Consider the following 13,282-nt stretch of genomic DNA (forward strand, 5'->3'; position numbering starts at 1 on the left):
GATTACCCCTGCTTCTCTGCAAGTAAATTTTCAATATTGGCAAGCAATTCAGCTTCTTGGAACGGTTTACCCATATAGTCTGTCGCACCTAAGCTAAATGCACGCTCACGATGCTTCTCACCAGTACGTGACGTAATCATAATAATTGGTAAATCATGATGGATGTCGTGATGTCGAACAAGGTTGGTTACTTCGAAACCATCCATACGTGGCATTTCAATATCCAGCAACATCAGGTCTGGGCGGACATTTTCTAGCTGCTCCATCGCATCAACACCATCTTTCGCCGTGACAATATCGTAACCTTGGCGCTCTAGAAGACGCGACGTAACTTTACGTACGGTTACCGAGTCATCCACAATCATCACCAGACGGCGTGCATGACCATGACGCGAAAGATCTCGCTGATCTGTACTACGTTTAACACGTTGCGTAGTTTGAATTTGACGGGCAATACTTTGTCCATCCAAAATCAAACACACTTGACCATCACCTAAAATCGTAGCACCCGCAATGACACCCACATTTGAGAATTGCTGACCAATTGGTTTCACAACAATTTGCGAGCGCGAGCCGACCAATTGATCGACCAATAAGGCAATAGTTTGACCACCGTTGCCTTTAATCAATAAGACTGGCAATGAGTGTGCAACATTGGTTAGACGTGGAATAGGTTGATTAGACACAAATTCAGATAAATAACGTAACTTATAGCTGGTGTTATCAATTCTGAAGATATCGGCTTTACTGGCAAAATAATCTTCCAAAGTCGATGGTGCAATACGAACAATACGGTCAATTTGTGCTAAAGAAACTGCAAATTGTTGATCGCCCGCTTTAACCATCAATGCATCACTTACCGATACTGTTGTTGGTACACGAATCGTAAAGGTTGTCCCTTGACCCAACTCAGAATCAACAGAAACATGACCGCCAAGCGCTTTAATTCCACTTTGTACAACATCCAATCCAACACCACGACCAGAAATTTGAGTTACTTCTGTGGCCGTACTAAAACCAGGATGGAAGATTAACTGTAAAATTTCTTGTTGATCTAGAAGTTGATCGGCTTTAATTAAACCGAGACTGAGTGCTTTTGCTTTAATTTTAGCAACATCAATCCCTTTACCGTCGTCACTAAAGGAAACTAAAACATCTGTACCTTGGCGGCTAATATTTAAAATAATACTGCCCGATTCAGGTTTATTCAGTGCTAAACGCTCTGCTGTATCTTCCAAGCCATGGTCAATCGCATTACGTAACATGTGCTCGAATGGCGTAACCAAACGTTCCAGAATAGTACGGTCTAATTCGCCTTCAGTATTTTGAACAATCAATTCTGCTGGACGATTCAAGGTCGAAGACGTTTGACGCACAATACGTTGTAAACGAGGCAACATGCGAGAGAACGGTACCAGTCGCGTGCGCATCAAACTCTCTTGAATTTCTGCTTGAATACGTGATTGTTGAAGGAGCAAACCTTCGGTATCACGTATTTTTTCAGAGAGCGTGCTCTTAAAATCGACCAAATCCGAGGCTGATTCTGCAAGTGATTTAGACAATTGGTTTAAAGACGAATATTGGTCCATTTCCAAGGGGTCAAAATCGGCATAACGTGATTTTTCTGAACCGTGCTTGGCAATAATTTGGGACTCAAGCTCACCATCCATTCGGCGAAGCTGATCGGCCAAACGTTTAATGGCCAATTCCATTTCATTCAATGTATTGCCCAGTTGCCCCAAATCCATTTCAATACGCGAACGGTTAATGGAGTTCTCACCCGATAAGTCGATCATCTTCTCGACTAAATCAGCTGAAATACGAATCATCTCATTGCTATTATCGTTCTTGAGCGTATCCGTCCATTCACCTTGCATAGATGGTGGTTCTACACCATCTCCTTGAATAAACTCAAAGCCACGTGTAATTGATTTCTGATTTGACTGAGTAAAACTATTTGGCAATTGCGCAGTCACGTCAACAAACTGAATCGACTCTAGACTGTGCTTAATACTATCAAAATGACTATAATCTTTCTCAAAGATCGCCTGCTTTAACCAGCTTAATGTGGTTTGTAGCAAATGATCGTAAGCATTTGAGTTAAAATGATAAACTGCAAATTGCTCAAAAGTCGTTTCAATTTGATAGGCAATGGCAGCAACTGGCTCATTGTCCACCATGCGCGCGCCACCTTTAATACTGTGGGCTGCACGTTGTAGTTGAAGCAAAATACTACGGTCACTACGTTGCTCGAACCATTGGCTTAAAAGCTTTTCAGCATTTTCCAACACTTCCTCAGCTTCCTCAAGGAAGGTTTCTTCCACCACCGCCCGAAGTGCATCATCCTCAGATAAATCTGGCGATGCAGAAACTGGAGTTTCATCAGGCACTGCTGATGGCTCAACTGAACAATCAGATTCAAGTGGTACTTCATGCGTGGGAGCATCAACACTCGCCAACGTTTTTACGACAGGTGTTGCCACCAAAGTAGTAGCTTGACCTGCAGCAATATCCTGAATGGATTGAATAATTGCAATTGCTTCATAAGCAGGATAGTCAATCTGTTGATCACGAATAATCTGAATACGATCAGCAACATCATCCTGAATCAAACGAATAATTTGAATCAATGCAGGATTAATACTGATTTGATTACGAATAATACGTTCATAAACAAATTCAAGTTCGTGTGCAATCAGGCCAATATGCGATGCTGAAATCATATTTGCGCCACCTTTTAAGGTATGCAAATAACGCATCAAATTATTTAAAGCACTAATGTTACTTTGATCTTTTGTCCATGTACTCAGATCTTCATCAATACCTGCTAGAAGCTCATCTGCTTCTTCAAGGAAAATAGCCAGTAGATCTTCGTCAAATTCATTATTAATTTCAGCCGATTGTTGTTGTGCGCGGTCTGAAGAAATACGCTGACTTAACTGTGCAAAATCCACACTAGTTGTTGCAACAACTGGCTCAGCTTCAGCAGAAATAGTTTGTGCAGTATTCGATTGCTCAACCGCTTGCTCGATATCCTGATGAATAAAGGCAGAAAGTTCACTCAAGAGCTGTTGTGTTTCGACACTTAATACGACTCGCTGGCCTGCCGCTAAAGTATCAAACAAATGAATAATTTCTTGGTGCGCCTGCGCAAATAATTCATAGGCATATTCAAGATTGAGTAATTGTGGTTTTTCCACAAGAACATCGTAACTCTGCTTCAGCTCTGTCGCAAATTCATGAATACCTGCCGAAGCACGGTTATTACTATGCTCTATCAATTGTTGAGCTTGAGTGCTCAACAATTGTAGATATTCTGGAAATTCAGCTTTTGCTCGGCTATCAAACTCAAACTCAGCATCCAGCAATTGATCAATATTTAACTCAATTAGCTTAGAAACAAGACCTTGCGGATTAACATCGTCATCTATTTTTGCTGTAGCAAAACCATAATCATGCCATGCAGTATTAAAGGTATCGTAAATGGTACCTGTTGAATGCTCTGGACTTTCTCTTAAAAGGTGCAGATAGTCTCTGACAAATTCTGCATATTGAATTAATACGGCAGTTTCTTTCGAGGTAGAGCCAATATCTTCTTGTAGCAAAGTCTTAAATAAGTTTTCAACTTTGGTACTGGCTTCAAAAATTTGCTCAATCTGTGCCATTGATGAGCTACCGCGCAATGTATGCAATGCACGGATTAAACCATTATAATCTTGTGACTTGCCATCTTCGGTTTTTAAGAACTGATCAATCGTGTAAAGATGCTCTTCTGCTTCTTCAATAAAGATTGCTACCGTTTCTTCAATATAATTATCATCGGCTAGCACTTGAGCGTTCGTAGCATCGATTGTGTCGTGTAATTCTAAACCTGTCTGCCCTTCTGGTGAGTTCAGTGTATCTGCAAGATTTAATAATTCTTCTAGAGCAGGTTCAGGGCTAAGACCCTGTTGTAATTGTTGACCCAATAAAATCAAAGGACGTAAATCAACATCTAGTTCACTCACCACTTTAAAACGTGGATATAACTTATATTGATAGACATTGAGTACTGTTTTGGCAAACTTTTGAATTACAGGTGTAGCCTGAAGAGACCCAGAAATAATACGATTTAAAGTATCTTCCACAGCCCATGCTATTTCGCCAGCAGATTTTGCCCCCACCATACGACCAGAACCTTTTAAGGTATGGAAGTGACGGCGAATCGTAGTCAGCATGTCTTGATTATTCGGCTCTTGTAGCCAATCAGTAAATAAAGAATTTAATTCAGCAAAGATTTCTTCTATTTCTTCAACAAAAATTTCTAAAATTTCTGCATCTTGATCAAGATAGCTATCTTCTGGAAGCGTAGTCGTTTCTACTAAATTTTTTAATATTTCTTTCATAGCTAAGGCTTCTTACGTTTTGCCACCAAGCAGGATGCTTAAACTTAATTGTAACCATCACCAGAGACTTAGCTTTAGTCTGCTAAGTTCATCTTGATGATGCTTTATCTATGTTCTGTCATGCGTCTTACCCTTAAGTAAGGCGCATGAATCACAATACGTTGACTTTAATCAGGAAGTTTAAAGTCAGATACAGATTCGCGTAATGATTCGGCCATATTTGCCAATTCAGATACCGAACGCGCAGTATCAAAGGTTGCAGTAGTTGTCTGAGAGGTAATCTCTTGTACAACGTTCATCGTGGTTGCAATATGACCTGCTGATGCAGACTGAAGTTTTGCAGCATCAGAAATGTTTGCAATCAGTTTTGCCAAGTTACCCGATACGTTCTGAATTTCATCCAGTGCCACACCCGCATCTTTAGATAAGTTTGCACCACGTACAACCTCAGATGTCGTTTGTTCCATTGAAATTACAGCTTCATTGGTATCCGTTTGAATGGTTTTTACCAAGCCTTCAATCTGTTTCGTTGCCGATGCTGAACGTTCTGCAAGACGCTGTACTTCGTCGGCTACTACCGCAAAGCCACGACCTGCTTCACCTGCCATCGATGCCTGAATGGCTGCGTTTAATGCCAAGATGTTCGTTTGGTCGGCAATATCATTAATTAGAGCAACGATGTTACCAATTTCTTGCGAAGATTCACCCAGACGCTTAATACGCTTAGAAGTTTCTTGAATCTGCTCACGAATCGTATCCATACCTTCAATTGAACGGTTTACAACTTGTGCACCATTGGCAGCAATTTGTACTGAACGTTCTGCTACTACAGCGGATTCATCGGCGTTGGCAGATACTTGGTCAATCGACATAGCCATTTCGTTAATTGCGGCAGATGCACCTGCAATTTCCTGTGCCTGATGCTCAGATGCTTCAGCTAACTGGTTGGTAATCCCCTGTGTATTCGCTGTATATTGCGCTACTTCCTCTGACGTTTCCGTAATACGTGATACAAGGTCACGTAATTGGTCAATCGCGAAGTTAATCGAGTCGGCAATTGCACCAGTAAAGTCTTCAGATACCGTTGCATATGAACGTAAGTCACCGTCAGCTAAGTCTGCAATTTCATCGAGTAAACGTAAAATCGCATTCTGGTTACGGTCATATTCTTCTTGTAAGCGTGTTACACGTTGTTTATCAGAATGACCACGTAATGTAAGTAAACGGAATACGCAAATCAAGAAGCCAACTAAACACAGCAACAAGAACAATGCAGGAATTGCAATCGCTAAACTTGAACCACCCGAAAGTTTATTTAAGTTCGTCAATAATTCATCTGATTGTGCAAAAATGGAAGCAGATGCTTGACGTACGTTAACAATTTGAGTCGAGTTTTTAAGAATCGTCGCTGCTGCTGATTTCAATACATCATCATATTCAGCTTTAATCCCCTCTAATGACTCACGTAATGCTGGGTCAGTAATTCGCTCTACACCCAACTCTGCACTACCATTTAACTGTGCATTTAAGTAAGAACCGAATGTTTCTGTATCTGCACTAAAGTCATCAGCAGATTCACGTGAGCTCTCGCTTCCCGTCAATACAGAACTGATTGAACGTAAAATACGCTCTGCAATGAACACTTGGTTCTTTGCAATTACAACCTGATTCGACGGCATATCTTGACGCGCCATCTGGTCAACCATCAAGTTATATTCAGCCTGAATACCTGGAATAGATTCACCAATAGCAATGTTGGTGTCATATAAGGTATTAATGATTTTTTGTTGAGAAGAAATCAAATTAATACTGTCTGAAACCTTCTTCCATTGCGTTTCAACTGATTTCAACGCTTGAGTGGATGCATGCGTATCTTTAACAGTTTCTAAGTTTTCTTCAAAAGATTTTTGAGATGCAATTAGTTTCTTAATTGACTCTGGTGTACCTGAAGCGGTTGCTTCTGTTGCTTGACGCGAAATTGTTTGTGACAATAAGCGTAATTCACCTAAGCTTCGCGTTAACTCATTATTACGCGGAACGCTATAGAATAAATAAAGTAACAGGAAAATTGCGACAAGTAGACAGAAGCCTGCACCCAAAATTAATGGCTTGGACTTTTCACTATCACCAAATACACGCGATAACTGTTCTGTTTGTGATTGAATCTTAGCTAATAAAGCATTACCACCTTTGTGGCCCGTGCTTTCGCCTGTATTTTTCTTTTTAAGTTTAAAGCCCATGCAGCTTCTCCCCGATGTTCGCTTTCATGCTTAGGTGCGATATTTAATTTATAAATTTTATAGATGCGTTCATATATTTAGGATTTTGCATTAGGCTACTAAATAGGAAGACATGCCATTGTTGATTATGCTGGTGGAAAAACCCCTGGCAATATTCTTTTAAATTGCTATCTAACTCAGTACCTGCAGAAAAGTAACTTTTCTTATTAAAATGCTGTATCCCTAAAACTTGATCTACAACTAAACCGACATAATGGTCATTATGACTGATGCACAAAACTTTCTGTGTGGGTGAGTAACTGCTTCTATGCCCTGTAATGTAATGCGCTAAATCAGACACAGACAATAAACGGCCTCGAATATTCGCCAAGCCCTGCACCCAAGATTGCGTATTCGGCACTGGGGTACATTTAGGCGGATAAATCACTTCAGATACTTCACCTAAAGGGGCAACAAAATATTGCCCCATCATCTCAAAAGCAATGCCTGACCATCGGTTTACTTCATTTTCTGTGGAAACATAATTTTTGTTTCCACGTTTTGCTATTCGAAGTAATTCGATAAATCCATTTGCTGCCATAGAGCTTTATCCTGCATTGAGGTGTTGCTTAATCACTTCAATTAGTTGGTCTTCGTCTACAGGTTTAGTCAAGTAATCACACGCGCCTTGACGTTTCCCCCACACACGATCCGTTGCCTGATCTTTTGTACTAACAATAACAATTGGAATGTGCTTGGTTGTTGCACCTCGAGCAATCTGACGAGTTGCTTGAAATCCATTTACACCCGGCATAACCACATCCATCAAAACAAGATCTGGAAGCTCTGCCTGTGCCATTGTTACCCCATCAGCACCATTTGAAGCTTCAATCACCTCAAAGCCATGCTTCCCTAAAATCTCTTTGAAACGAAAGGTTTCAGTCGGCGAATCATCCACGATCAAAATACGTGCCATGTTATTCCCCAATAATTTTTCTAAATTAATTAGTTACGTGATTACGGATAGCATTCAGCAATTCATCTTTACTGAATGGTTTGGTTAAATATTCGTCCGAGCCAACAACTCGTCCTTTTGCTTGATCAAACAAACCATCTTTACTAGAAAGCATAACGACAGGAATATTTTGATAGTTTTGAGAGTTTTTAATCAATGCACAAGTCTGATAACCATCTAGACGAGGCATCATAATGTCCACAAATACAATATCTGGATTCGCTTCTGCAATTTTAGATAAAGCGTCAAAACCGTCTACAGCTGTAACGACTTCACAACCTTCACGTTGAAGCAGTGTTTCTGCTGTACGACGAATGGTTTTTGAATCATCAATCACCATAACTTTTAAATTTTGGAATTTATCGTCCATTTAATGACCCTACTATTTTTGGATGTACAAACAAATTTGTTAGTAGCTGTGTTTTTACATATTATCAACATTTTTAACATATATTAACGTGTATTTTCAATGCGCATTTTCCGTTCAAAAACACAATATTCTCATTTTTCAGTAACCGTTTCACACTTTCTGGCGACCAATGATTTTTTTTTAGCTTAGAGTAGTTTTTAATTCTGCATTTTGGGTCTAATATAGCATTTTTATTACTTTAAAATAAGTAATTTAGTCAACATTAAACTGGGGAGTCCAATGTTAAGTCAGTTTCAGCTCAAACTTACTTTCATGGATTATAAAAGTATGAGCAAAAAAATTATTTTAGGATTATATCTACTTTTATATACGACATTTGCAGTTGCTTCTCAACAACCCAAAGTTGCTTGGTATCGTTATTATGACAGCCGAGGCATTGCCAATATCAGTACGAGTGTAAGCCCCAATCATATCCGTTATGGCTATGAAGCACTTGATCAGAATATGCAGGTCATTAAGCGCAATAAACCCTATAATGTTGAAGCAGATATTAAACAAGCACCTAAACGTGCTGCTGAGGCAAAACAAAATGCCTCTGACCTTAAATTAAAGCAAGCCTATAATAATAGTCAAATTGCACAGCAGAAAAAAAAGGATGCTTTGACGCTTATTAATAAACAGCTGATTTTTCAACAAGATCAATTGAAACAGTTACAAAATGATCGTATTTTATTTGTGCGTCAAGAACGTGAGCACTTTCGCAAGGGTGAGTCTGTGCCTGCGCAATTGAAAACTATTTTATCGAATAATCAAAAAAACATCGTCACAAAAAAAGAAAACATTCAATCTTTACAAAGTAGCTATCGAAATACAGCAGCTGAATACGACAAAATTATTTCCCGTTTAAAAGAAATGGAATAATTGCTGTTCATTTTCGCGTGTTTGTGAACAACTGAAAAAGGACAACTATGCAATCTGCACAATCTACAACGTATCTTTACCGCAAGAATTTTTTATTTTATTTTAAAATTAGTATTTTATGCTTTAGTACACTCTTGGTCGCTTGTCAAAAAAATGAGCCAGAGCAACCTTCTAAAAATATTAAAAAAATTGAATTGATTCAACAAGATTTGGTGCCTATTCAGCTAGGTACTTCAGTCAATCAAACGAATTTCACTGGAACTATTCGGGCGGTCAATCAAAGTAGTATTCAGGCTCAAGTGACCGCAACTGCAACCCAAGTCAATGCAAAAGTTGGTCAATCAGTCACGCAGGGGCAGATTTTAGTACGTCTAAATAATCAGGACAATGCCGCCCGACTAGCCCAATCTCAGGCCAATTTAGCCGCAACAAAAGCCCAAGCCAATCAGGCAAAATTGATGATGCAACGCAAACAACGTTTACTCAATCAGGGCTTTATTTCAAAAGTTGAGTTCGAGCAAAGCCAAGTGGACTATCAAGCGCAATTAGAAAACGTGAATGCACAACAATCCAATGTCGATATTGCACGAAAAGCCGATCAAGATGGCATTATCACCAGTCCCATTAATGGTGTGATTACCAAACGACAAGTTGAACCGGGTCAAACAGTCGCGGTTGGAACAACTTTATTTGAAATTATCGATCCAAATCATTTAGAAATTCAGGCTCAGCTCCCAAGTGATATGCAGGCCGCATTAAAAATAGGTCAAAAAATTGAATACACCCTTCAAGGCAACCCCAATAAACTCACCGCAACTTTATCGCGTATTTCACCCCTTGCCGATCCGACAAGTCGCCAAATTGATTTTTTTGCAAAACTGAATGAAAGTATTACCTCTCTGAGTATCGGTTCTTTCCTAGAAGGGAGCATTTTAGGTACACAAGCCATTTCGGGGCAAATTATTCCTTTAGATACTGTGCACGATTTGCCAAACAAACCTTATGTTTGGCTTATTCGCGAAAATAAAATTATTCGACAGAATGTGACAGTACTAGAACAACGCTACAACACCAATATTGCAGTGGTTCAGGGACTGAAAAATACTGATTTAATTAGCCGTGTAAAATTTAATGACGATGATATTCAGAAAGCCGTCAGCATCAATAAAGAATAAATAAAAGAATAGGATAGCTGTTATGTGGTTTACCCGAATTAGCGTCAAATACCCTGTTTTTACTATTATGATGATGCTCTGTCTAATGGTACTGGGGTTAGCATCTTGGCAACGTATGGGTGTTGAAGAATTTCCAGATGTCGACTTTCCATTTGTGGTGATCTACACCAATTATCCGGGGGCTTCACCAGAGTCGGTTGAATCTGAAATTACCAAAAAAATGGAAGATCAGATTAATACGATTTCAGGCCTAAAACAGGTTATTTCACAGTCCAGTGAAGGTCTATCCACCATTATTGCTGAATTCAATTTAGATGTGCCCTCTTCTGTTGCCGCCCAAGACATTCGTGACAAAATTGCTCCAGTCAGTGCGCAGTTCCGTGACGAAATTGATGACCCGATTGTTGAACGCTATGATCCAACCGCTAGTCCCGTTATGTCCATTGTATTCGAATCAAAAAATATGGATTTACGTGATCTGAGTTCTTATTTACAGCAACGGATTGTGCCGCAATTAAGAACAGTTTCTGGCGTAGGGACTGTGAATCTTTTGGGGGATGCGCAACGGCAGATTCGGATTCAAGTTGAGCCACAGAAACTACAAAGTTTTGGGCTTGGGGTCGATCAGGTAATTAACACTTTAAAAGCCGAAAACATTGAAGTCCCAGGTGGCACGCTAAAACAGCCAACGTCGGAGCTGGTCGTTGAAATCAAATCACGCGTTATTCATCCACAGGCTTTTGGTGATTTAATCGTCGCCAATAAAAACGGCGCACCCATTTTTCTCAAACAAGTTGCCAAAATTGAAGACAGCCAAGCGGAAATGCAATCCAGTGCCTACTTAAATGGTAAAACGGCAGTGGCCATTGATATTTTGCGCAGTTCTGACTCAAATGTCATTGAAGTGACAGACAATACACGTGAAACACTAAAAGACATTCAAACCCAATTACCAGAAGGCACGACTGCCGAAATTGTGGTGGATTCCTCCAAAGGTATTCGCGGCAGTATTAAAGATGTGACGCGTACCATTATTGAGGGCGCTGTTTTAGCTATTTTCATTGTCTTGCTATTTTTAGGCTCATTCCGCTCAACGGTGATTACGGGTATAACCTTGCCGATTGCGCTGTTGGGTACGCTGACCTTTATTTGGGCTTTTGGTTTTACCATCAACATGATGACCTTGCTGGCCCTCTCACTAAGTATTGGCCTACTCATTGATGATGCCATTGTGGTGCGTGAAAATATTGTACGCCATGCCGATATGGGCAAAGACCACGTCACAGCTGCTTTAGATGGCACCCAAGAAATTGGTTTAGCGGTTTTGGCCACCACATTGACAATTGTTGCCGTGTTTCTTCCTGTTGCCTTTATGGGAGGCATTATTGGGCGCTTTTTTTATCAGTTTGGTGTTACGGTAAGTACCGCTGTACTTATTTCAATGTTTGTTAGTTTTACATTAGACCCAATGCTGTCTGCACATTGGGCGGAAAAGAAAAACCCCAACAAAAAACCAAGTCGTATTAAACAATTTTTTAATTGGATTTCAGGCAAGCTAGATAACCTGAGCCATCATTATGAAAAATTACTCAAACTTGCACTCCGTTTTCGTTTCATTACAGTACTGATCGCCGTTGCGTCTTTGTTTGGCGCATTAGGGCTTTCAAAGTTGATTGGCACCGAATTTGTACCTGTACCAGATAAGGGCGAAATTCGCGTGAAGTTTGAAACCCCAGTCGATGCAACATTAGAATATTCACAAGCCAAACTGAAACAAGCCGATGCCATTATTCGTCAACATCCAGAAGTTCGGGCCACCTACGGCGCCATTAATAGTGTGACCGACCGTGGTAAAAACCATATTAGTATTCGTATTACAGTCAGCCCGCGCACCGCACGAAAGGAAACCCTGACCGACTTAAACAATCAATTTCGGCAACGTCTTCAATCGGTTGCAGGCATTACCATTACCTCGGTGGCATCGGCAGATGAAACCGTTTCAGGCGGGCAAAAACCTATGATGATTTCAATTAAAGGGCCTGACTTAAATGAACTACAAAAAATTTCAGACCGTTTTATGGCAGAAGTATCTCAAATCAATGGCATTGTCGATTTAGAAAGTTCACTGAAAGAACCCAAACCAACTTTAGGCGTCCACATTAACCGTGTATTGGCCAGTGATTTAGGGTTGTCTGTCAACCAAATTGCCAATGTCGTTCGTCCATTAATTGCAGGCGACAACGTCACCACATGGAAAGACGCTCAAGGCGAAACCTATGATGTAAATTTACGACTAACAGAAGAAACGCGCAGAGTACCCAGTGATGTGCAAAATATGTATATCACTTCGCCAAAAGTTGATGCATCAGGTTTACCAATTTTAATTCCACTGTCTTCTGTGGCCAGTTTTGAACAAAGCTTGGGCGCATCACAAATTAACCGACGTGATCTTGCACGTGAAGTTTTGGTCGAAGCCAATACAGCAGGTCGTCCTGCAGGCGATATAGGCGCGGATATTAAAAAAATTGAAAACAGTTTTGACCTACCACCCGGTTATCATTTTGCAACGCAAGGTGCCAATAAAGACATGGCTGAATCTGCTGGCTATGCGATGACCGCAATTACGCTGTCTATTGTGTTTATTTATATTGTCTTGGGTTCGCAATTTAATAGCTTTATTCACCCTGCTGCCATTATGGCCTCTTTGCCATTGTCTTTGATTGGAGTGTTTTTAGCCCTATATGTGTTTAACTCCACCCTGAATTTATTCTCTATTATTGGCATTATTATGTTGATGGGATTGGTGACAAAAAATGCCATCCTATTGATAGACTTTATTAAAAAGTCGATGGATAAAGGAGTAGATCGCTACGAAGCCATTATTCTTGCAGGTAAAACGCGGTTACGACCAATTTTAATGACCACCAGTGCAATGGTGATGGGTATGGTGCCTTTGGCACTTGGCTTAGGCGAAGGCGGTGAACAAAGTGCACCTATGGCACATGCAGTCATTGGTGGTGTGATTACCTCTACCCTACTGACCTTGGTCGTGGTTCCCGTCATTTTTACCTACTTAGATGACTTGAAAAATTTCATGTTGCGTCAAGCCAAAAAGATCTTGTCATAACTTTTTCATGCCTTTTCTACACCAATGAGGTGACATTCAAAATGTTCGCCTCATTTTTTATTGTATAATC

Annotated in this window: 8 protein-coding genes; 3 read left to right on the forward strand and 5 right to left on the reverse strand. The window is 40.2% G+C overall.

Annotated features, from left to right (window positions below; translation table 11 throughout):
- Window positions 1-2 precede the first annotated feature (2 nt).
- From BBP83_RS06440 to pilG, 5 genes are all read right to left on the reverse strand, one after another.
- A complete protein-coding gene (locus BBP83_RS06440) occupies window positions 3-4,385 on the reverse strand; it encodes an Hpt domain-containing protein (RefSeq protein WP_068886636.1) in 4,383 nt (1,460 codons plus the stop codon).
- Window positions 4,386-4,552: 167 nt separating this feature from the next.
- Complete coding sequence (locus BBP83_RS06445; protein ID WP_068886638.1) at window positions 4,553-6,625, reverse strand: methyl-accepting chemotaxis protein; 2,073 nt, start codon at window positions 6,623-6,625, stop codon at window positions 4,553-4,555.
- 43 nt (window positions 6,626-6,668) lie between these two features.
- Window positions 6,669-7,205 carry a chemotaxis protein CheW gene (locus BBP83_RS06450; RefSeq protein WP_068886640.1) on the reverse strand — a complete coding sequence of 179 codons (537 nt, stop codon included), beginning with the start codon at window positions 7,203-7,205 and terminating at the stop codon, window positions 6,669-6,671.
- 6 nt (window positions 7,206-7,211) lie between these two features.
- Entirely contained in the window at window positions 7,212-7,580 is a 369-nt protein-coding gene (locus BBP83_RS06455) for a response regulator (protein WP_068886642.1), read from the reverse strand.
- 25 nt (window positions 7,581-7,605) lie between these two features.
- Window positions 7,606-7,989: a twitching motility response regulator PilG gene (gene pilG / locus BBP83_RS06460; RefSeq protein ID WP_068886644.1), complete on the reverse strand. Its 384-nt coding sequence runs from the start codon at window positions 7,987-7,989 to the stop codon at window positions 7,606-7,608.
- Between the two features lie 279 nt (window positions 7,990-8,268).
- Between pilG and BBP83_RS06465 the strand changes: the two genes are divergently transcribed.
- From BBP83_RS06465 to BBP83_RS06475, 3 genes are read left to right on the forward strand one after another with little or no spacing between them, the layout of a single operon-like run.
- The gene (locus BBP83_RS06465) at window positions 8,269-8,910 is read left to right on the forward strand and encodes a hypothetical protein (RefSeq protein ID WP_068886646.1); all 642 of its coding nucleotides are present in this window, start codon (window positions 8,269-8,271) and stop codon (window positions 8,908-8,910) included.
- Between the two features lie 47 nt (window positions 8,911-8,957).
- A complete protein-coding gene (locus BBP83_RS06470) occupies window positions 8,958-10,085 on the forward strand; it encodes an efflux RND transporter periplasmic adaptor subunit (RefSeq protein WP_068886648.1) in 1,128 nt (375 codons plus the stop codon).
- Window positions 10,086-10,107: 22 nt separating this feature from the next.
- Entirely contained in the window at window positions 10,108-13,212 is a 3,105-nt protein-coding gene (locus tag BBP83_RS06475; protein ID WP_068886650.1) for an efflux RND transporter permease subunit, read from the forward strand.
- The last annotated feature ends 70 nt before the right edge of the window (window positions 13,213-13,282 follow it).

The organism is Acinetobacter celticus (genome assembly GCF_001707755.1).
In the GTDB taxonomy this organism is placed as follows: Bacteria; Pseudomonadota; Gammaproteobacteria; order Pseudomonadales; family Moraxellaceae; genus Acinetobacter; species Acinetobacter celticus.